Here is a 22,129-nt window from a genome sequence, read left to right as displayed (position 1 = left end):
GTCTCACCATCGTCGCTTCCCCCATTTGAGGGCTGCGCTTCCGGTTCGGGCTGCTCGCTGTTGGCTTCGCTGTCCTCATTCCCTGGCCCGTCAGGTGATTGCTCATCCTGGCTGGTTTCCGAATCCTCGGTCGGCTGGCTGTCACCCGGATTTTCAGGCTGGTCGGCTTCACTTTCCTCGTTCTCGGATTCCGGTGGTTCAGCCTCGGCAATGAGGTTCATGATGGCCTCTGTTTTTTCTGATGTGGATATTTCAGAGACTAAAACAGTGCAGATGCCATCAAACAGCTCTTCGCTATATTGCTTTATGTAGCGTTCCTTTACAGTGGAAAAACCATCCTCCAGTGACGGATACAGAACGCTTTTTGAGGCCACGAGAACCGTTAAAACATGAAGGTTTGAGCCTTCATTTTCCATGGCTTCCTGAGCCAGCTTTTTGTTGGCAGGCTCCAGGAATGCTTTGGTGCCATGTCGATCTGCCATCATGGAACCTTCGGCCCTGGCGTCATCAATAACTGCCCAAATAATTTGAGCCAAGGCATTAACGGGCTGGCTATTCTTGTCTTGCGCCTCAGTATCGGGGAACAGTTGATGTGATATAGCATTGGTAGAAAACCCAAGCGCCAGTTCAACATCTTCGATCCCTGCGCTCAATAACCAGGATGGTAAGATTATCTCGCCATCATAAACGCATACCTTATCCCCTTGGAATTTCACTTTCGTCTGGCTTCCAGCCTGTGAAAGACCTAATGAAAATGCATTCAGAACTTTTTTCATCTCCATGATTTTCTCCCAAAAAAAGGGGGCATAAGCCCCCTTTTGTTCGTGGTTAACTCAGGGCGTCCTCAAGTGACATGCTGTCATCTTGCGAAACCACGTTTGTAGTCGTCGTTGGCAAGATTTGTTGCTGTCCACCATGCAGCGACTGCGCGAGCTGCGCCGTCTTTAATGGGCTTGAGAGGACCAGATAAAGACTGGCCAGATCGGATATCTGTTCATCGGACATCCGCTGGCCACCAGACTTCAGACGGAGCGTCTTGTCCGTGATGTAGTGCGCCAATTCATCGAACCCATCGCGCAAAAAAGCGAGGCTTTCAATTTTTTCAGCGATTTCCATCAACGGAGAAAGAGCGCGACGGCTTGGTTGGCGTCCATTCTGAAAAGACCCTTTGAATGCGCTTGAAGCGCGATCAGCGACCTCATCCAGAAGTTGCTCATCCAGCCGACCCATTTCTACGTCGAACTGATTAACCTCACCATTTGTATCCACTGCCGACGCTGTGAACGTGTAAACGTCCATGCGAATGCGCTTTTGGATGTATTCCTTGGTTGGGGCTCCAGATCGGATGACCTCCGAGTAGGCGTCTGGATTTTTGTCCACCCAACCTTCTACCGCATCATCCAGCTCCGCCACCAAAAGATCACGCTGTTCCTCAACGGCACTTTTGATGTTCTGGAGCTCTTTTAACACGGATTGGAGCTTGTGGCGGGGGATACCATAGAAGTCCGATAAAGATACCCCAGACTTGCTACAGATCCGCTCTGCGGCAGACCGGGCATTCAGAAAAAACTTCACCCGGTCAGGGTCGATGACCTTCTTCGACCCCAGGGATGCCAGCTCTTTAGGCGGGACTGCACCGTACATCTCTACAAGGTCTTCCGGTGCCAACTTTTTCCGTCCAGAGATGGCTTTGACTACCGGGCGAACGAAAACGATATTACCTTCCATTTTTGACTCCTTGTCATGAAAAGGCCGCTTGCGCGGCCGGAAATATGATTTTTACAGAACTGATTTAGCAAGGTTTTCGACAGCGATACGCTCCGATTCTTCCAAGCCACCACCAAATACCGCATTGAGCGCGGCAATCATGGCCTCTTTGGCTGCCAGTCCTGCGTTTTTGAATTGGACCGTTAATTGCGTCCATGCGATGACATCACGGGTAGAAATACCACGTTCTATGCTGGCCGCTTTCGCGGCGTTACGGATGGAATCCGCAGCACGAACATAGCTGTTTGCAACTGGTTTCAAGACTTGAGGCGCGTGATGCTTAACGATCTCTGTCTCAATATCTACCGGCATATAATCCATCTCAATCCGGTAAAAACGGTTCAAAGTAGCCTGATTCAGCTCCTTTGTACCTTTATAAGTGGCGCGGTTTTCGCCAGCGCCGCGACTGTTCGCCGTGACGATAACCTGGAATCCAGGCTTTGGCTTAACCACCACTACACCGCCTTTGTTCAGCGTAACGGGCTCTCCCTCAAGAACGGAGTGGAGCGTCGTCCAAACGTCAGGAGCAATAATGTCCCCTTCGTCAATGACGACGATCTGCCCGTTACGCATAGCTGAGGTAACCGGTCCATCCTGATGGATGACTTCACCATCAACCAGCGTTAAGTGACCGATAAGGTCTTCAACGTCTGTGGAGCCGTTTGCAGAAAACCGCAACAGGCCCCGCTGAGTGTGATGCGCCAACCACTTCGCGAGATGCGTTTTGCCACATCCCGTCGGTCCGTAAATCCAGAGAGGACGTGTGGGCATGGCCAGCCAGACCGCCAGTTCAATTTTTCTGGCCGTATCCAGGTAGACCGTGCCCGGATCTTCCGGGATACCAATCTGATTTTCAAAACTGACCGCTTCAACTTGCGGCAGTCCGAGAAAGTTGCATTTCATGGGAACTCCTTATTAAAAGGGAGCCTCCGGCTCCGGTAATGTATCGAAAGAAGGGTCGAATACAGGGGTAGGCGCTTGGCGAGTCGGAGTCGGAGCCGGTTGGGGACGCTCTTGTTTCGCGGGTGCGCTCTGCGCAACCATGTATGGTTGAATGGAGTAACCTATTACTTGCGGTACGGCTGGTTTCTGCGCGGGTGAGGGTGCCGGCTGTTGCTTTGCCGGGGTTTCTTCCGCCTTGGATTCCGCCGGACCTACAAAGTGAAATTGCTCCACAATGATTTCCGTGATTTTTACCTTGTTGGTGCCATTGTCCCAGGTCCGGTAATTGATGCGTCCGGTGACCTGCATGCTTTTCCCTTTGGAGAAAAACTGGGCAATGCGCTCCGCTGTCGCCCCGTAGGCAACACAGCGATGGTAAACCCGTTTCGTTGTGAACTCGCCAGACGCCGTGTTGAAACTGCGCTCGAAACTCACTAACGGGAAGGTTGTGGCAGAAGTGGTTTCTCCCGCCGCATTTTTGCCGATTTGATGGCATTCTGGGGTTTCGCCCACCATGCCCGTGATAATGGCTATTGAAGACATTTGTTACTCTCCTATTTTTTCATTCACCATCGCCACAAAGTCCTCTTTACTAAGTGACCCTGCTGCTACGCGATGATATTGCTTGAGAATCCGGCGAAGGCGTACCTTGTCGGAACCGAGGTAATTGGCGAAATCGGAAGGATTGATGCCGCAATCAGTGGCGATTTCTGCCGCTGTATTCGCATCTTCCTGCTCCAACAAAAAGAAGAAGCCTTTTATTTTGGCGTCATCCTTTTCTTCTGGGGCTTCGTTTTTCGCCGCCGGAGTTGTGGCCTGGTCGCTTGCGCTTTGCTCGAAAGCGTCATCCTTTTGCTGTGCGTTGTTACCACGGCGAGGGAATGTAGCAACCGTAGCGGGAGCTTCCTTGGTTGACTGATGGGCCACCGGCGTAGCTGACTTGATGCTGCCAGTGTTGCTTTTGAAAGTGCCGCTTTGTTTCATGGTCTCAATATCGTTTTCGATATCGCCATCCAGGTCGTCGGGATTGATGTCACAAACAATCGCCAGCATGCGCGAAAAAGCCGCGCTCTGGATACGTTCGAGATCTTTGTACGCATTCATCTCGCCGAAAGCATCCGCCGCTCCGACGATACGTTTGGTGAAATCGTCACGCAGAGAACAGCGATAATGCGCACTTTTCTCGAAACAGCCTTTGGGAGCCAATTTCATGACTTCCTTGAGGGATTCCGGGGACTCGCGCAGCATTTCTACCGCCTGCAAGAACGGGTTGGTTTCACCGGGGGGGACTATTTCCATAATGACGGAATACCGTTCCCTTGGAAAACGTTCATAAAAAATCCTCACTCTTTCGGAAAAGGCGAGGATCTCTTTGACTTCACCATTGTCTCCAATGATGGATAGTTTTTTCTGATTCATGTTTTCATGCGCCTCCTTAGCGCGTCGTTTAAATCTCCAGCTTCTGGCAAAGTAATTTCTGCCCTTTTGCGGAGATTGTGTTCAATGATTTCCTTGAGTTTGAAGGCCCACATCTTGCCGGGATTCAATGCTGAATCAGCATCGTTGTCGGTGGTGATGTGATAGACGGTCACTTCCGGATTTTTTTTCTGGAATGCTTCCAGCATATCCGGGTGCCAGTTATTCACACCTGGCAGGGCCAGAATATGGCCTTGATAGTTCAGCGCCACGCCCGAAAGCATGTCGATGAAACCCTCCACGATCATGGTGCCTTTGGGGTTAATCCCTTTCCAGAACCACGGATAGCCGGAAACGCCATACCGCAGCCCCTTTTTCTCATCTTCTTTCGCCTTTCCCACTATGCGAAACTCAGCAGAAGTGAGTGCCGGAAAAAATTCGACGATAGGTCGAAAAGAAATACCTGGTATTTTTTTCCCTTCTTTCCATAGCCCTGAAGCGATGAGAAGGTCTTGTCCGAGATTGTCTACCAAAAACTGGGCAGCTTCGCTCGGATTGTCCGGCATGAACCCCAACAACATTCGATTCATGGCCTCTTGAACGACTGATTCAGGCAGGCAACGCTCGCCCGTCAAATAATCAACGGCCTTACGCCAACGTCGGTCATGGATGTTTTGCCCGGCTGTTACCTGGCGCAATTTTTTCAACGCGATGGTCAGAACTTCCTGGTTGCACGTTTGCTCTTTTGCGTGGCTGACCGATCTTTTAGGGAGAACTACGGCATTGGGGGTGTTTTCCCCAAGCAGCATTTTTGCGGCTTCCAATGGGTCATTGATACCCCAAATTTTCATGGCCGCGTCAATGATGCTGCCGTGAAACCCGCAACGATAACAGGTACAGTGAGATCCTGCCGCCGTGTTTTTCACTTCGAGCTTGACGCTCTTGTTTGAAGATTCCCCACAGTTTGGGCATACCGAAAAACGTGGAGAACGCCCGCCCTCTTTGGGGTTACCTAGATAGGTTGCGAGGAACTCCACCAGATCGAGGCTTTTTGCCTCGGCAAATAGGTCCCGCATAAATTATCCTCCAAGATCCTCCGGTACTTCTGGAGGGATCCACATGTGTTCGAGGTTTTCCAGGTCTTCCAGATTGTCCGTTGACCTTTTGGTCACGGTAATACTGCTACTGGCTGGCCCGGGTCCGGGGTTTTTGGCTGACCACATCTCTGCCACCACTTCTTCGAGGATCACTTTCCCTTCTGAATACGGTTCACTTCTGATGTAGCCTTTTACGGCAATATGTTCCGGTATTTCCATGTCTTGAGGTCCGGGAATGAATACTCTTACCGCACCCTTGACCGTGGAAAGACCGATAATATGGCCCTTTTTTGTTTCGGAGTAGCCCACAAGGCTGGTTCCTCCTTCTAAAACGACTAAATTCATGAAGCCTCCTCGAAAAGACCCACGGGGATAATGACTCCAGATGGAATATTAAATCCTTGGGTATTCTTTGAATTTTCGCACAGGCATTGATACTCACACATATTGCATGGCGAGTTGAAGCCATAGCGACTGGTTGCGAAAAACTCCTGATTGCGGATACGTTCTGCAATCACCCTGGTTTTATCCAACAGGTCTTGTACCTGTGTGGCCCCTCTTTTCGGTGACGGGATCATGGTGACCCGGGCATCGAGACGGGCCGAAGGTGGTTTTGTTTCCACGATGGCCAGGCTATCGACCTGGCCCAACCCTGCTTGCTGCAGATGCCCATCAACAATCACCTGCATAAAGGTGAGCTGATCGGCGTGGTCCACAAAACACTGCGTTGCTTGCGTTTTACCCGATTTCCAATCCACCAGGCAGTGACGGTTTTCATCGTCAACGGCCAGCAGATCCAATCGGGTGACGAGGATGATGGAAGGGTCGTCAGGATGTAACGCTTCCATTCTCATTTCAATGGCAGGCCGACCGTTCAAGTAGGCCGGTGTTAAACCGCAATTCATCCACCAGTCATAAAACTTGGCCAATTCGGCATTGATGGCGTCGGTTTCGTCATTGGTTAAACGGCGATCATCGCAGATAGCCGGGTGGTCGGTTCTGAGAATATGCTCAAATCCCAGATGCCGAATGTTCCCTAGCAGCATTTTGCGATCTTTTTCCTTGGGCTTTATTCGCAGAGATTTGTACCAATACTGCCTTGCACACGTCTCCATCATTATCATGGATGATGGAGACAATCTGACTTCTGCCTTTTTTCCCTTTTCCATACATTTTCTCCAGATAATTCATACACCAGCGTTCTCTGATTTCATCGGCGCCATCCCTGGAAACCCCCATGATGGAGGTGCAGTTTATGAACGAGGCTCCGGTTTTGCTGTCCGACATGAACCACAGCACAGCGTCATCCAGATCGTCACCTGGCGGCAACGTGCTGATTAGATGCTTATACATATCGATCAGTACGGAACAGATATTGGGAATAATGGCGGTAGGAATCACGGGAGTTTCCCGTATTTCGCCATTGATCGGGGTGTAAGGAATTCCCTGGAGCAAGCTTTCTTGCTTACTCATCGGTATTCTCCTTGGATACTATGGACACAACAAAGCCTTGGCCTTGCTGAATATATTGCGTCGTCGTTACCCAATCGACGGTCTGATTCAAAAGAATCTGGGTGGTAAGAGCCTACATCATAGGATTATTAAGGGGTTTGGTCAATAAAAAACCCCTAAACGGCATAAGCCGAATAGGGGTGTCGAGAGATTTCTACCGTTAATCGCGAAGGCCGGCGATCAGGACAATCGCGGAGCGATCTTCTGTGGAGAGAATGATGTGCTTGGCCTTGATTAAGCTCGTGGTGCCAATGATAACCTCTGTGCACCGTGAAGCGATCACGTCTACCGCGCGGTTAAACAGAGAGGCGTTGAACTTCGCCTCTTCCATGGACCCGCTCAGCTCGTGCTCAAGGCTGGTTTCCCCGCCGCTTGTGCGGAAGTGGACACCCTGGTCATGCACGCTCACATTGAAGACTTTTTCAGACTTCCTTTTTTTTCGACTTTTCTCATCGCCAGAATCCACGTCATCCACATCATCCACATCGCAAGCGAGGGCCATGAGATGACTGTTCCGCTTGATTTCGATGGCGGGCACTTTGGCAATAGCCTCCATGGTATCGCCAAACTCCAGTGCGGATTGATGATGCTTGGGAACGCTGACCACTTCCTGGTCCGGATCTTCGATGGCCCGGAACTCAGTCCACGTTCCCTCGCCTTTCACCAACAATGACGACGGGCTGATAAATCCGGCATCGGCGCTCCGCCGACTCCAGACGCCAGCTATGGTTTCCGTCGTTTTGGTCAGGAAGGCCACCGGCCAAGGAAAGGCCTGTCCGGTGCTGATAACAACGGCCAATGCGCCGCCGTGACCGATACTGACCACCGAGCTTTTGATCACCAGTACGTCACGATCAGAAAGGCGCCCCGCATCGCATAAAGCATCGATGAGTAACTTGGGATAATCGACTGCGATGTGGCGATCCGTCTTTTTGAGCCGACTTTTATAGTCAACAACCGGAGCGCAGCGCAATTTGAAGCGTGAGGTTCCGTCATTCGCGGTGATCGCCAGTGAATCCCTTTGGCCGCCCGTAATTTGGCTGTTCGGCAATAAGGAATTCAAGCGCATAAAAGCCTCCGGGTTGTGGACCCGAAAAGCAGATCCACGATCGATGGTAATGTCCTTCTCTGCAAAGAGCGCGGACATGCCCTGGCCTTCGACGGCAATCCCGCCATGGACCAGAATGGTGCTTTCTCCGCTGCCCTTTTGGGCAGCCTTTGCCTGTTTGATGTTTTGCATAATTTCCGAATACTCCATTTTTGCTCCTTGTAAAAAACCCCGGTTGCCCGGGGACCGTGATGCTTAAAAGAGGTCGAAGGGATCGTCCACCAAAATGGAATTGCCAATACGTTTGGTCGTATTGGCCGCCTTTTTGGGTTTTTCCACATGCTCTTTCTTGCTGTTTTGATTGGCTGTTGCGAACACCACAGACAAAATATCCATGGGATCCACCGGCTTTCTTTCTGCAGGTTTCTTTGCCTGTTGGGGATGCTTCTCCTGCATATCCAGTTTCAGGAGCCGGGCAATTGCCGACATGGGTGTTGCCCCATATTCGCCCGTCAGACTATCTTCTGATAACGAAGATATTGAACCCACTATGGGGTCATGGTCGCGTTCTCGTAACGAATCCAGAATCTCATTGGCCATAGCCATCAGAGAATTTCCGTCATCATCGTCGATCAGATGCGTGAGACTGGTTTCAGCAATGTTGCCTTTAGCCTGATTAGCGACTGCCAACTTTTTGGCTACCAGCTTCATGACCGTCATCTGGGGAGAATCTGCGTAACTCGCAAAATACGTTCTCACCGGGTTGACCTGACCAATTCGCCAGCTTCTTTTGGAGGACTGCAGGATCGTGTTACTGGAATATCCCGTTTGCATGTAAAGAATGGTTGGAAATTCATACATATCCAACCCCGTTTTTACGATTTCCTGATTGCAAAGCATGACATCAATGTTGTCTTCCAGTGCATTCTGCAACCATTCTTCGCGTTTATGCGTTGGTACCGATGAACGCATGACGCGACTGCTCAGACCCGCTTCAGCAAGAATGCTGTTGTAACGGGTGAGAAGATCAGGGTGATCGGTGTAGATACTGTATATCAACAGCTTCCGTCCGGCTGCACGCTCGCGCAAAGCCATTTCCACCATGATTTTCTCTTTCTCCAGGAGTTCTCCCGGATTATCCGAGCGAAGCAGCACATTACCAAACTGGATGTCTTCAAAGCAGCCATCCACTGCATACAGCAATGTATGTAAAGCACGCGCCATGGTACGACGGTCCTTATCCATCTTTGCATCCTTGATAATGCTTACCATCTGTTTGGTAAATTGTCTCATCCGATTTTTCTGCTCTTCCCGCTGTTGTACGGATATATAGGTTTCTCGGTAACTGGGTAGCAACCGGATATCCATATCGTGCTTACGCCCGAGGTTCTGTAGTCCCTCTTCCATGTCCTGCAGCTCAATAAATACCGTATTGGGCAACAAGAAATCCGTAATGACCGTGGGATGCAGACCAGGCAGGTTTTTAGTCTGCCGATAGGACTTTTTCTTTCCTTTGGACTGCTTAAACTCGTCCTCGGAATATTCCACACTGATTTCCTTGATGACGCCCTTTTCCCGTTGAAATATGGCCGCATCGCCCGCTTTGAACCCCATACGGAGCATTTGACGGGGGTTGATACGGAAAAGTAATGGGAAAAGACTACCTGCATAACCATCTACCAGGGTGCCTGTCAGCCCCACGATTTTTTTCGTGCAGCCAGCTATAACACCCATCGCAACGCCTTGGGCGGTATCATCGCCGTCCAGTTCGTGCAGTTCATCGAACACCGATATATCAAACCAGTGTTTGGGCAGCTTACGCTTGATGAACTCGGAGATGGCATAGTTTCCATCAACACCGGAGAACCCGTGCTGCTGGATGTGGTTTGACGCCTTTGCTGTCGCCGATTCGCCCAGGACGGCGGCTAAATCGGGATGGATTTCACCGCTTGCCAAACCGGAAATGATCTGGTCACGGCTTTCCATCGAAAGGATGGTACGCGCACGCGTTTCACCAATACCGTCTACTGACACAAGGGCTTTTCGGATGAGGTCATCCGTGTCGCTCTTGGCGCGTCGGGTAGCTTGCCATAAAGGGGCTCCGCAACCTTTTTGCAGGCCGTCTTTACTGTACGTCCAATCGCAGGTCTTTCGGCCTTTGGTGAAGTATTCGGCGTTTGGATAAATGGCATAAGAACAGTTTCCCGTTTCGAGATCCTGATCCTGGTCATCACCCGATATTCGAATGAGCCGAAGACGCTGATCGACCGGCAGTTTTTCCACCTCCTTTTCCGTTAAGGGTTTAACAATAGCGCCTCCGCAATCGGGGCACTTGTGATTTCTGTTTCTAGCCTTTGCTCCGGCCAGTTCCAGAAAAGAGCTGTCATGATGTGCTGCCACACCGCTTTTGCGCATAAAACTCATGCGTGCGCGGACACGGCCGACAATCCAGAATTCCGTTGTTTTCGGGGCGTCCGGATTTTCTAAAGCCGCTTTGTGTAAGCGACCAATGCTGCCGGCATCGTTAATGGTGTGGACGTTGGCTTCAGGAATCGTGATTTGGATTTCCCGACCCCATTTGGCAACCAGATGGGGCGGCACCATGCAAATCACACGCTGGGGACGACGCAACTGGGTACCCAGGGCAGCCAATAATGTCGCCATCAACGTTTTACCTGTCCCCATATCGGCAGACAGGATAATGGCCCGCTTATCCTTGCCATAAAGATGTGCTGCAACGGCAGCAATCAGTGTACGTTGTCCTGGGAATGGATTCCTTTTCTTGGGGGTAGCGTCAACGACGTTCTCCCAGATTTTGGCGCTCTCATTCCCCGGGATGAAAGTCGGCTGCAGTGTCTCTGCGGCCTTGTTGAAGAACACGCTACCGAATTGGGACATAAATTCGGTCATGGTTTGTTGTTTAATCTGCATAAGGATCCAATCTCCCTTGTTCTAAGCCGTGCATGACCAACGATGTGACATCGTTGGCCTCCAGTTTGATGGTGGCGCCACGCCATCCCTCCGCTTCTCCTGCCAACTCCGCCATGATTAAGCGATCTCCGGGAATGTCCGGAAAACCGCAAAACTGTCGGGCTTCGCGCAACAGCGAAGGGTTTTGTAAACCATCCATCACATAGTTTTTCCAGGATTGGAGCAGTGGTGTTTCCACCATGTCTGAGATTTTTTCCCAGATCACATTGACACCATCTTCATGCCAAACTACCGATTGTTCATCGTTTTTGGCTTTTTTTTCTGCGTCTTTTTCATCATCGCTCTTGTCCTTGTTGACCACGGTAGCGGCCACATTTGGTACGACAATGGCGTACACATAACCATTGATTCTGGTTATGCTCTGAATATACGCGCCAATATTTCCCAGAGAACGATCTTCAAACCGCACATCATGTCCTTTGCTGAGACTCGAAAGGACGCTTTCAATAGCGCTTTGTCTGGCCAGTAGCGCCGCACCCAAAAACTTGGTATTGGCATGACAGACCCACTGTGCGTTGACGTAAACGCCGAAAACAGATATTTCAATCATAAATGCTCCTTAAATCACCTGGGTCAGCGTGAATTGTCTGCCTGGTGTAATGTCGATGTAGTTCACTGAAGTGGTTGTCCGATGAACGCGCTCAAAGACTTGGCGTTCGTTCTTTCCCTTATCATCACTTTCGTAATGGTTGCTGGCAGTAATGGTTTTCTTGGCTTTTCCACGGAATAAAAAAATGCCCAATTCCGTCTCAATGCGGCCATTCAAACGCCCTGATGCCAGTACGGCGGGGACATGTCCATCTCGCAGCGGCATGACAGACGGGATGTTTTCGCCAATCCCGAATGCACGCAGGGTATGGTTGATGATTTGTTCACGGCATCCTTGGATGTTTTGCTGCCCATCCTGAAGGATGTTTTTAGCCATCTCGTCCGTCAGATGAAAACACTGAAAGGTTTGTGGAGCCTTGCTGGGCAAAGCCTCAAAAACATCCCGCGCATGAATGATGCTCGGGACATCTGCCCGGTTCTCCCCAATGGCAATCAATGTATCCGCCAGCATTTGATCAAAATGTCCACGGTTGACGGAGTTATCTACGCGATATCCCATGATGACCACCTGATTAAAGCGTGGATCAGCGGCCCGATAGACTTTTGCGTCCGAAAAGTGACGCGCAATCATTTTTGTCAGGGAAATATCCCGGGCAAATAACTGGGTTGGTAGTACCGCTACCGTAATTCCTGTACCTTTCTTGGTTCGGGCAATGTGTTGGGTCCAGAAGAGGCGTTCAATGCGAACCGAAACCTCGTCACCATCCCCGGATTGCCGTTTCATCTCGCCATATGGCGGGTTAAAAACAGAGACTCCGGCCCAGCCTTCAGACAGTGAAACGTCGGTCAGCGCATCGGCATGGAGGACCTCTCCTTCTATGCCTTCTTCGCGTAATATGGCTTTGGCTTCCTGATAGCGTTCGCCATGCAATTCAATGCCATACACGCTGACTGAAGCCCCCTGCTCTTTGAGTCGGTCATGAATAGGTTTCAGCGCGTCCAGTTTTCCGCAGGATGAATCGAAGATGGAGATTTCACCTTCCTCGAACTCCAGCATTCTCGCTACATGACGGATGGTTTCTCCGTCCGTCGGCCAGTATCCCAGATTGGCGATATTGGCGTCTTCCTGACGGAAACCCCGTCCTATTTTTCTTGCTTCCATAGATTTTCTCCAAAAAAAAGCCGACGCAATGTCGGCTGTGTTTGTGAATAGAACCGGCTATCGGTTCAGTATTGATTAACCTTTTCAGGCTGATGGGTATGACTGATTCAGAGTTGAAACCACAATATCTTGCCCTAAGCTAAGTGACTGAGTTGCGGCCTGCGTTTGACGAGCAGGATTAATCTCATTTTATGTGTCGCATTAGTCTCACTTTATGTGACGCAAAAACTTGTAGGACATTGATTATCATAAGAGTGCAATCTCATTTTATGAGTCGCATTTTCAATCAAAACTGAGCGATCCGCCTGTTTGATAGTCCGTAACCCTTGATTCAAAAAAGTTTTTTTCTTTTTTGAGATCCATCATTTCACTCATCCAAGGGAATGGATTTTGAACGTCTGGAAATTGCCGTGGCAATCCAATCTGAACCAGACGGCGATCACCGATAAATTGGACGTATTCCTTGAAAATCGTTGCGTTCAAACCGAGTACGCCACGCGGCATGGTGTCGTCTGCATAAGCACTTTCCAGTGCAATGCCACGACGCATCAGGCCGATAATCTCCTGTTGGAAGGCCTCCGTCCATAAGTGAGGATTTTCGATTTTGATCTGGTTGACCAGATCAATACCAAAGTTACAGTGCATGGATTCATCGCGCAGAATGTACTGATACTGTTCCGCAGCGCCGGTCATTTTGTTCTGTCGGCCCAGAGAAAGAATCTGGCTGAATCCCACATAGAAAAACAACCCCTCCATGATGCAGGAAAAAACGATGAGCGACCGAAGTAACTGCTGATCGGCCTCGACTGTTCCGGTTTTGAAGTTCGGATCCGATAAGGTTTCGATGAACGGGATCAAAAAACGATCCTTTTCGCGCACCGAAGATACCTCGTTATACATGTTGAAGATTTCCCCCTCATCCAGACCGAGGGACTCGACGATATACTGGTAGGCGTGTGTGTGTATGGCTTCCTCAAAAGCTTGACGAAGCATGTACTGACGGCATTCTGGTGCCGTGATGTGGCGGTAGGTTCCGAGCACAATGTTATTGGCCGCGAGACTGTCCGCTGTAACAAAAAATCCCAGGTTACGCTTGACGATACGACGTTCATCATCCGTGAGGCCTTTGGGGTCTTTCCAAATGGCAATATCACGAGACATCTGAATTTCCTGGGGCATCCAATGATTAGCGCAAGCGGCAATGTACTTGTCCCACGCCCATTGGTATTTGAAAGGGACCAGCTGATTAACATCAGCACGGCCATTGATAATACGCTTGTCCTCAACGCGAACGCGCGAGGTTGCTGCCATGGAATTCATAGCACCTCCGATAATAGCTGGTTGAATTAAGGCAAAGAAACATCCCGGACTGGGAGATTTGCCAGTATTGCGTCGCCGATACCCATGCGGCTGTTTTCTTGAAAATCAAGATGGGCGGAAGAGTCATAACTGTACGCCGCCACGGTTTATTGTGCAAGTTTTCAGAGCCTTTCTGCACATTTCAAAGCCTGTTTCATGGGGGATTGATGCTGGGTCGGGTTCGGTTGATTTCCATTTCCCGGTTTCCAGATCTGGAAGTATTTGCCTGAGCGTCTTCCGCGCTTTGGGTATTGCTGCAGTAGATGCCGGATGTTCCGAGTAAATTTCGACCAGTTCAGCACTGACCACGCGAATCCACGTTTTCTGGTGATCGGTGTAAATGCGACCGCCTCCCCATTTTTCGTCGGCCCGTTTGATGGCCTTCTCTTTGCGCTCAACATCTTTGTGGCTCTGTACGGCCATGGGTCGAGTGTTCTTCCAGAGGTCTTTGCCCTGCATGATTCGGCGGACCACACCAGATAGGTAGGCTGTGGCGTTCTTGGCGTCCCTGAGCCGATCCTGAATGGTCTGAGCAACCGCTGACAAGGTTGTTCCGGCCATTCTCAGCGCTTTCATGGCCCAAAAGATCACAGGGGCGGGTATCTGGTGGTCCAGCTGCAACCATTTCAGGTCGTCCGGGATGGATGAATTTTGCGGCGCCCTGTCTGTGCTTTTATTGTTCTTTCTGGTTGGAGAGCGTAGCTCGTTCTCTATGGCGGGGACCGTGTTGAACTCCGGCCGGAGTTCATTTTCTGGTCTTTTTATAGCGGTTTTTTCTAGCCGGGATTCGTCTTCTAAATCTTCGCCTCTTTCTTGTTGCGTTGAAATGTTGCTAATTTTGTTTAACAAACCTGAAAATATAAGCGTTTTTTCGCATAAAGACGTGCGCCTTGTTAGAAAATTTCCCGTACTTTTACCTCTTTCCTGGCTTAGTCTTGTAATGTAACCATTTGTTTCTAATTTATTTATGGCTCTCTTTATAGATGACACAGACAGCCCCGTGCATTGCGACAGCGTTTCGACTCTGGGGAAAATGGGTTTTGTGGGGGTTTTTATACAAGCGTAACTCAGTAACCAGCTTAAAACGGACTTGTCTCTCGGCGTAAGCGTCTGGTCATCTACCTGTAAAATCCTGGTCATGGCGCTTGAAATGGGCACTGGGATATTTCTCATCTTTAATCACCTTTTTCTGTAAAAAGGCAAAGCAAACCTATTGACAAGAAAATGCGTTTATGAAAGAATCCCAATCACTAGCTATTGGTGATTGGTTGCCTCAATCGCATGAGGTGACTCTTTGTAAATGACTTTCCGGTCGGCAAGGGCTTCAGTGGGGACTGAAGCCCTTTTGCTTTGTCTGTATGCTTAGTCGATAGTTCTTCTCAACGTAAATTTGAAGGCATCATCATAAACTGCTTTAAGCTTCCCTTTCAACTTCAACATAGAAGAAATGTGATTGGGGCCAGCTTTTGTTAACATTCTAGCCAGTTTCCCTTTCTCTCAACTCAACCTTTTCCGAGATTTCACTGAGAAGTCTATGATGCCTTTTGATATTGAAAAACAAGGTATTGTTTCCAGATTGGGCCGTTCCGTGGATCTGCCCCCAACCCCGATCAATAAAATCCATCTCCGCCAGCTTCAAATCATCGGTTTCCTGGGCAAATGTCTGGAGGCGGGCATAGTCCGCACCGTCATCGGATGGTGAAATGAGAATGCACACCCCAGGATCCCCGTTCCGCCCTACCCTTCCACGCAACTGAACCAGGGAAGCGGTTCCAAACTTGTCGGCATTGGCGAGAACCAGGCAATCGACCCCTTCTACATCAATGCCTACTTCGACAATGGATGTGGCGATGATGAGTGGTGTCTGCCCGCTGGAGAAGCTTTTTAATACCGCCTCCTTCTCTTTGCCGGACATCTTCCCGTGGATGATGGCGGTTTTGTCCGGGAAATTGCGTCCCCAGAAATTCACCGCGCCATCCATGTCGATCCCTGATCGGTACAGGCTTTCCCGCACCAGAGACACTTCGGGATAAAAATTGGCACGGATCTCTTTGAGCAGCGTATCCCATTTTTTGAGCTTTCTTTTGTTGCCCCGCTTTTCTGTCAGTGCATTTTTCTCAATGAGGTATAGGCTACCCTGCCTGTCGGAGTCATAGGCCAGTATGGGAAAACGTACCGGTTCCGCGTTCTCCTGGCGGATAATCAGCTTTCGTGCGTCGAAATTTTTATTGATTCGATAGAACCTTTCCAGATCTTCGGCGCCAAACATGAGTGATTCCTCGTGGGCGTCTTTTATATTTTTTGACTGTCTAAGTAGGGCTACCCGGTCCCCGGGAAAATTCGGGGAGAGGTATCGAGCGCCTGCCCAGGTGATGTCCGGCTCTTCGGCGCGGCTGATCGTTCCGTACACCACGATTGCTTTTTTGTTTCTGTTCAGTGTTTCCCTGACCTGTTGTACGGCTATTTTGCCTTGGTCTCTGGTGATGAGCCGCGTTTCTACGCGACGCGCGTTTGGGGTTCCCTGGATACGGACCAGCTCCATTTCCCCAAACATGAACAACGACAAACTTCTGGGGATGGGTGTGGCCGACATGAAAATGCGATTGGCGGTTTCCGGTAAGCTGGCAAACTTCTTTTCTGTGCCAAATCGGTGTTCCTCGTCAAACACGACCAAGCCAATTCTCTCCCACTGCAGAGATCGGTTAAACGACCCGTGTGTTCCAAAGTAAACTTCTACGTCTGGAATCTTTGCGCCAGGCTTGCTCCCTACCAATGAAGATGTGGTGATCGATGGAAAGAACTCATTGAATTTGGTGTGCAGCTGGTGGACGAGTGGTTGCGTAGGGGCCACGATCAGTACCTTGTTACGGCCTTCTCGCGCCCCGTAAACAACGGCTCGCGCGGCGGTGTGGCATATCGCCGTTTTTCCGGAGGCAACGCCGCCCATAAGCAAGATGCGGCTTGGCCAGGGTGAAGCAAGGCTTTGGCGTATGGATTCCAGGGCCTTGCTCTGCCCGGGGGATAATGTATAGGGAAGCATGTTTGAGAATTCAGCGATTTCGGAGGGACTGATGTGTACCATGACCCCTTTCGTCTGCTCTCTAAACCGACGGATGCTGATGGTCCGTTCTGCGCGTTCCAGAATTTCCATCCGAACGAGCGTGTCTTCTGCACGCTGTATGTCGTCAGGGGTTTGAGGATTACGGATACATCTTAATGCTTTGGCAACGCTCATGGGTGTTTGACGTGTGATTTGTGCGTTGACCCACGGCGTTGTGATACTTTGCAGGTCTTTATCGGAGGCGGATTGGAGGACGTTCTGGATCATCTTTCCAATATCTTCACCGGATGAATGCCCAGTTTTTTTATAGATGGGAACGATCATGCCAATACTATTCATTTCAAGTATGGTTGGTTGGGATAAGCCGCGTATGACCCGGTTCCCGTCACTGTACTCTGTTACCTTGCCTAAGAAGGCATAGGTATCACCTGTGACCATTTTCTCTGTGTGCCAGCGGTTGTAGTGAAAAAAAGTGATGTTGAATTCTGTTTTGTATTTTCTCACGCTGTTGACATCTTCGGCCCAAGCTTTGAGCTGTCGTCCATTTCCATGGTAGCGAATGATTTTGCCGACAATGAGGCACTTTTCTCCCGGTTCCGCATCCATAATAGATATGGGTGTCCTTCGATCCTCATAGCGCAATGGTTTTATGAGGACCGATTCTCTCAGGCTTAATGACTCTTCTGGCACTTGAGACAAAGTGGTTTCCCTTTGTTTTTTACACTGTAATCGTGTACGCGCTGATCTATACCGCATCCACATCCGGAGCATTGCAAAGCGCCGTTATTCTGATTTGCGGGTTTTTCCGTTGCGTTTTGCGCGGGTTGTTGTGAGACAGGTGCGCCAAAGATAAAGCTTCCGCGTAACAGTTGCTCCATAGATACGCTGTCAAGCCAGGGAGTTTCTTTGAGTATCTGGCGCGTAATAATCGCACCCATCATAAATATGTCTGGCGGGCTGATTTTTACCGCCATACTTTTCCCGGTTGCGTTGACGCGGGCAATGATTCCCTCATCCTTTCTTTCCAGAGAAAATCCTTTGTCTTTGGCTGGTCCGTGTGAAGAAAAGGTGCAGGATTCCTTGTAACCGTAAAACACGGCTGCGACTGTCAGGAGTTCTCCTTGTGTCAGTTGCAGGGTTACTTTATCTGACCATTCATATTTTCGGCTGGCCCCCTCTGTGGCTTTTGCCGCCTCAATATTGATCGTGTAGTGACCGCTTAAATCCCCGTTGGCTCTGCTCTTTGCCATAAGCACTACAAAGGCCGCTTTAGCGCCGTATGCCGTATGATTCATGTAGCGCATATCTTCATCGCTGATGGTATCCCTGGCTATGGTGATAACGCCATTTTGGGCAGGTGTGCTGGCTGCTGCACGGTTCTGTCCCGGACGTTCTGCGCTGGCGGATTCCTCGTTTTCGTTGCCGCTTATCTGTGCACGCATTTTAGCCAGATCGTTGGTAGCCCGCATCCGTTCTCTTTCATTGATGCGATTGTCTGCTATCAGTTCAATCAGGCGGGACAGATTGTTTCTGGATGCCTGATTGGCTGAAATTTTACGATGCTCTTCGCGGGAGATGGGCTGAATATTGGCGTCGGTCAAAATGTCATTCACATCTTTCAATGTTTCCAGTTTGACTACATGCTTTCTGGCTTCCATGGCTTTTACCTTACTTGAAAATACCCTTTAATTTTAGCATGAAAAATTGATTAAAAAACAAAAAAAAGGAGCCTAAAAAGGCTCCTTGATCGAAAGGTTTTGTAATTCTAGTTTACGATATTACAAACCTTTTGGTTAGCGTTATTGGGATTGATGGCCGGTGTCATCATGGATGATGGAGTAGCCTGAACTGGAGCTACCGGATGGTTTTGCGGAGCTTGCCAAGACGGCATCTTAAATGCTGGTTTGGCTGATGCTTTCTTTTTATTCAAGCTGATAGCCGTATTTTTCATATGCGGATAGGCCTTCATAAACAGAAAAATTCCCCATGAAGCCGCAGCGGCGATCATGAAAGCGGTATAAAACACAAAACCAATCTCCGGTGCCAGAAATCCGGCAACCAGTAACAAGATAATGGTCATCACCTTATGGCGCCACATCAAGCCTAAAAAGTTGCTGAGGTGTCCTTTGGCGTTTGCTTTTGTAGTCTGGCTGAGGTTTTTCTGCCATTTCCAGAGCAAGTAAATGCCAATAGCAATGCCACCGATTTGGAAGATCGCAAACAGGACAACAAAGATTCCTAACAGAATATGCATGATTTTCTCCATCGCCAGCCGCAGGCGTCAAAAACTTTTCCTTGTGCGCGGCAATGGATAGACGGATTTTCCTTGGCGGAAGTCAGTCATATCCGCACAAGGGATCGGGGTTAAAGCCATACATCGGCTATATTGCGTCGCAGATTCCCAGGCTGCAGTTTTCATTAAAAATGAAGGGTGGTAAGAGCCTGTATTTTTTCCTTTAGGCGATGGCTTGTCAACTGGCTTGCCGGGTTAACTGCTCTGCATCCACGGTGATCCCAGGGCAATGGGCTATTTCGTAGAGGAACCGGCTGGCTTTTTTGGCCGGGTTATTCTTTGAGGCTGTTTTTTGTTTTTTGATGAGAGCTTCCAGCTGCGCGTCGTGTGGACTGAGTAAAATCAGCCGTTGCCTGGCCCGTGTCATGGCAACGTAAAAGAGGCGGCGCTCTTCTTCGATGTCCGGGTATTCCTTGTCTGTGCGGATGTACGGGACTTTCCCATCTACGAGATCGGGGAGAATCACGGTGCCGAATTCACGTCCCTTGGAACCGTGCCAACTGGTGATATGGATACGTGCGGTGCGCTTCGGGCTTAGACCGCTGCCACGGCTTTTCCGGGCAAGGGTTTCCACGTTTCCTATGAATTGCTCAATGGAAAGGTTGTTGGCCGAAGCGTAGTCGGACATTACCGCATAGAACGCTGTACGATCATTGGCTCGATCTGCGGGTCCTGAATGGCGAATATAATCATGAAGCCCAAGCCTTCCGTATATGGTGCGGATCATGGACGACGCAGAGCAATCCCTTTCCCTTGCGATCCCTTTCAGGAAATGGATGTGACCCAGGAGGTTGTCGAGGGTTGCATAGAGCCGTTGTGCATAGCTCCCTTCACCGTTGATGAGGGTATCCATTTTCGTTTTTAGCCATGATTCCAGGCTGGTTCCTTCCACAACCGCATCTTCGGCCGCGTTCAGGTCCTCCTTCCGGATAAATCGGTTCGGAGTGGTGAGCATGGCCCGTACCGCTTTGCGTAAGCGATCCCGATCATGGAACAAAGTCATATCCCCTAGTCGGTTTATGCTGGCGGCCAGATAGCCAATCGTTGAAAGTGTATCCCGACGATCAAAAGCGGGTGCGCCACCTTCCAGAATGTAGGGGATTCCGGCTTCCGTCAAAGCGATCTCGCACAGTGCGGATTGATGAAAGGTGCGGACCAGTATGCCGATGTTTCCAGGGGTGTGTAAGCCTTCCTGGATGAAGGATAGCGCGGTGTCGCCGGGAGTGTCGGTAAACCGTAAAAAAACTGACGTATCCTGCACGCCTTTTGCCGTAACAATTTCCTTTTCAATCCGGTCGGAGTTACGGGTAATGAGCGTTCCTGCTACTTGGCTTAGGGTTTTGCCGTATCTGAATGTTTCTGTGATTTTGTAACGGGTAACATCATGAAATATCTGTTCAAACTGCTGTGTCATGTAATACGGGGAGCTGCCGCGAAAGCCGAAAATGCTCTGGTCATCGTCGCCGATGGCGATAACATTCTTTGCGATGATCCGAATAAACTCCATATTGGCCCGATTCATGTCCTGAAACTCATCAACAAGTACCGTTTTATAGGTTTTTTTCAATATGCTTTGTGCGTTTTTGTCGTTAAAGTAAACGATCAAAAGATCGTATATCATGTCGTCAAAAGAAATTGTCCCTTCCTCTTTTCTGATTTTTTCGTATTGGGCATAAACCGCTTTGCTGGTTTGTAGATCTTCCATGTCCATCTGTGCCGCAATCTCCCGATTCACCATGTCTGGTGTGATGAGATTGGCTTTGAGTATTCCGATTTCTTTTCTTGCCTGTTCAATGGCCTGGGCCTCGACATCTTCTACGCGGATCTGGTTGACGCGGGCTATGGCTGAGGCTGCCAGCTGATCCCAGTAGAAGTCCTCAACCTTGAGCGTCTTGGGCGCATCCATGCCTGCACGATAGGTCGCGCGGAGGAATCGGTAGGCCGCCGCATGCAGGGTGGAGATAGCTGGCATTTTTGTGGGGCAAATTGGCTGCATTTTTGCGGCAAAATCACGGGTGGCTTTCTCGCTGAACATCACAATCAGCATGTCCTCTGGGCGGGTGATGCCGTTTCGTAGGTGATTGGCCGCCAGGTGGCGCAACGTCGTGCTTTTACCACTGCCCGGGCCGGCGATGATCAGCGCGTTTCCGTCGGTGTGTTCGGAAGCCTTTTTTTGTTCTGGTGTCAGCACTGGTGTTCCCCCGTTTATTGTTTCTCTATAGACCATTATACGCTTCTAAAACGGTGCTTTTTGCACAAAAAAAAGCCCATCATTCAAGATGGGCTGTTCGTGGCCGCTATTAAGCAGCGGGGGTGAGAAATTCTTCGATGTTCGGGTTCATCCGTAACCATGTTTGCCGATCCACCTTGAGCGGTGAACGACGCATGGTTTCCAGACTGGTGAATGCCCCGTGTACTTCGATGTTCCTTTTGGAAATCACATCCCAGAGGATGTGGAGAGCGCCGGTTGTGACATCCCGGTTTACGAATAGATCCTGCTTTTGCAGTGCTTCGGCGAGAGAACAGGATGGTCCCTGGTCTTGCTCGTTGAAGTTTTCATCGTTGATTTCAGGAAACAACAATCTGAGCGTGGGTAGCTCATAAACACCGTTGCAGTACGCGCCCAGAACCACTTGTCCGGATTGGGTGCGGTTCCCGACATCAAGGAGGTATTTGGTATGATATGCGTTGAAAAATACAGCTTTCTCGATATCTACACGACTTTTGGCTGTGTCTACAGCGGTGACGAAAATATCTATTTGGTCGAGTCGTGAGTTTTTGCCGACACGCTCAGGAATCGACGACCAGTTGAAACCATAGAACCAGTTTGTGCGTTCTACGATCACATCCGATTTGAAGCGTCCTACATCGGCGGGGCTGAACAACTGCCGACCGACATTGGCGTGGGAAACACGGTCGTCGTCATAGACAT

General features: G+C 49.8%; 20 protein-coding genes. All 20 read right to left on the bottom strand.

Translation table 11 applies throughout. The annotated features are described in order from the left end of the window. Nucleotides 1-782 (bottom strand): hypothetical protein (locus BLW97_RS14490; RefSeq protein ID WP_207650626.1); only part of this gene is annotated, 782 nt, incomplete at its 3' end. Between the two features lie 46 nt (nt 783-828). Then, nucleotides 829-1,728: a DUF3150 domain-containing protein gene (locus tag BLW97_RS14485; protein WP_031572086.1), complete on the bottom strand. Its 900-nt coding sequence runs from the start codon at nt 1,726-1,728 to the stop codon at nt 829-831. 51 nt (nt 1,729-1,779) lie between these two features. Next, nucleotides 1,780-2,670 (bottom strand): AAA family ATPase, encoded by an 891-nt coding sequence (locus tag BLW97_RS14480; RefSeq protein WP_051690572.1) that lies wholly within the window; start codon nt 2,668-2,670, stop codon nt 1,780-1,782. Between the two features lie 12 nt (nt 2,671-2,682). Continuing rightward, nucleotides 2,683-3,252 carry a single-stranded DNA-binding protein gene (locus BLW97_RS14475; protein ID WP_031572088.1) on the bottom strand — a complete coding sequence of 190 codons (570 nt, stop codon included), beginning with the start codon at nt 3,250-3,252 and terminating at the stop codon, nt 2,683-2,685. Between the two features lie 3 nt (nt 3,253-3,255). After that, nucleotides 3,256-4,128 carry a hypothetical protein gene (locus BLW97_RS14470; protein ID WP_075323705.1) on the bottom strand — a complete coding sequence of 291 codons (873 nt, stop codon included), beginning with the start codon at nt 4,126-4,128 and terminating at the stop codon, nt 3,256-3,258. Continuing rightward, a complete protein-coding gene (locus tag BLW97_RS14465; RefSeq protein WP_158025192.1) occupies nt 4,125-4,934 on the bottom strand; it encodes a toprim domain-containing protein in 810 nt (269 codons plus the stop codon). The genes BLW97_RS14470 and BLW97_RS14465 overlap by 4 nt, the downstream gene beginning before the upstream one ends. Before the next feature lie 270 nt (nt 4,935-5,204). Then, nucleotides 5,205-5,567: a hypothetical protein gene (locus tag BLW97_RS14460; protein WP_075323703.1), complete on the bottom strand. Its 363-nt coding sequence runs from the start codon at nt 5,565-5,567 to the stop codon at nt 5,205-5,207. Then, nucleotides 5,564-6,337, bottom strand: coding sequence for a PD-(D/E)XK nuclease family protein (locus BLW97_RS14455; RefSeq protein WP_242947841.1), 774 nt, complete (start codon nt 6,335-6,337; stop codon nt 5,564-5,566). The genes BLW97_RS14460 and BLW97_RS14455 overlap by 4 nt, the downstream gene beginning before the upstream one ends. After that, nucleotides 6,234-6,695 (bottom strand): hypothetical protein, encoded by a 462-nt coding sequence (locus BLW97_RS19500; RefSeq protein WP_158025188.1) that lies wholly within the window; start codon nt 6,693-6,695, stop codon nt 6,234-6,236. The genes BLW97_RS14455 and BLW97_RS19500 overlap by 104 nt, the downstream gene beginning before the upstream one ends. Before the next feature lie 199 nt (nt 6,696-6,894). Further along, complete coding sequence (locus BLW97_RS14445; RefSeq protein WP_075323700.1) at nt 6,895-7,992, bottom strand: hypothetical protein; 1,098 nt, start codon at nt 7,990-7,992, stop codon at nt 6,895-6,897. A 45-nt stretch (nt 7,993-8,037) separates the two neighbouring features. After that, nucleotides 8,038-10,713 carry a helicase-related protein gene (locus tag BLW97_RS14440; protein ID WP_075323699.1) on the bottom strand — a complete coding sequence of 892 codons (2,676 nt, stop codon included), beginning with the start codon at nt 10,711-10,713 and terminating at the stop codon, nt 8,038-8,040. Next, nucleotides 10,703-11,323, bottom strand: coding sequence for a hypothetical protein (locus BLW97_RS14435; protein WP_075323698.1), 621 nt, complete (start codon nt 11,321-11,323; stop codon nt 10,703-10,705). Before BLW97_RS14435 ends, BLW97_RS14440 begins: the two co-directional genes overlap by 11 nt. 9 nt (nt 11,324-11,332) lie before the next feature. Then, nucleotides 11,333-12,484, bottom strand: coding sequence for a DUF6094 domain-containing protein (locus BLW97_RS19805; protein ID WP_075323697.1), 1,152 nt, complete (start codon nt 12,482-12,484; stop codon nt 11,333-11,335). Between the two features lie 282 nt (nt 12,485-12,766). Continuing rightward, complete coding sequence (locus BLW97_RS14425) at nt 12,767-13,795, bottom strand: ribonucleotide-diphosphate reductase subunit beta (RefSeq protein WP_242947840.1); 1,029 nt, start codon at nt 13,793-13,795, stop codon at nt 12,767-12,769. 132 nt (nt 13,796-13,927) lie between these two features. Beyond that, on the bottom strand, nt 13,928-15,016 hold the full coding sequence (locus BLW97_RS14420) for a helix-turn-helix domain-containing protein (RefSeq protein ID WP_075323695.1): 1,089 nt from the start codon (nt 15,014-15,016) through the stop codon (nt 13,928-13,930). 304 nt (nt 15,017-15,320) lie between these two features. Continuing rightward, on the bottom strand, nt 15,321-17,510 hold the full coding sequence (locus tag BLW97_RS14415) for a DEAD/DEAH box helicase (RefSeq protein WP_242947839.1): 2,190 nt from the start codon (nt 17,508-17,510) through the stop codon (nt 15,321-15,323). Between the two features lie 65 nt (nt 17,511-17,575). Next, nucleotides 17,576-18,562 carry a hypothetical protein gene (locus BLW97_RS14410; protein ID WP_075323694.1) on the bottom strand — a complete coding sequence of 329 codons (987 nt, stop codon included), beginning with the start codon at nt 18,560-18,562 and terminating at the stop codon, nt 17,576-17,578. 107 nt (nt 18,563-18,669) lie between these two features. Continuing rightward, nucleotides 18,670-19,158 carry a hypothetical protein gene (locus tag BLW97_RS14405; protein WP_143214925.1) on the bottom strand — a complete coding sequence of 163 codons (489 nt, stop codon included), beginning with the start codon at nt 19,156-19,158 and terminating at the stop codon, nt 18,670-18,672. A 217-nt stretch (nt 19,159-19,375) separates the two neighbouring features. Beyond that, nucleotides 19,376-21,424: an ATP-dependent helicase gene (locus BLW97_RS14400; protein WP_077218474.1), complete on the bottom strand. Its 2,049-nt coding sequence runs from the start codon at nt 21,422-21,424 to the stop codon at nt 19,376-19,378. A 73-nt stretch (nt 21,425-21,497) separates the two neighbouring features. Beyond that, on the bottom strand, nt 21,498-22,129 hold a 632-nt coding region (locus BLW97_RS14395; RefSeq protein ID WP_075323693.1), incomplete at its 5' end, for a PRTRC system ThiF family protein.

This window comes from Acidithiobacillus albertensis (assembly GCF_001931655.1).
GTDB lineage: Bacteria > Pseudomonadota > Gammaproteobacteria > Acidithiobacillales > Acidithiobacillaceae > Acidithiobacillus > Acidithiobacillus thiooxidans.
Note: the sequence above shows the minus strand (reverse complement) of the source record. Positions and strands in the feature narration are given on the sequence as shown.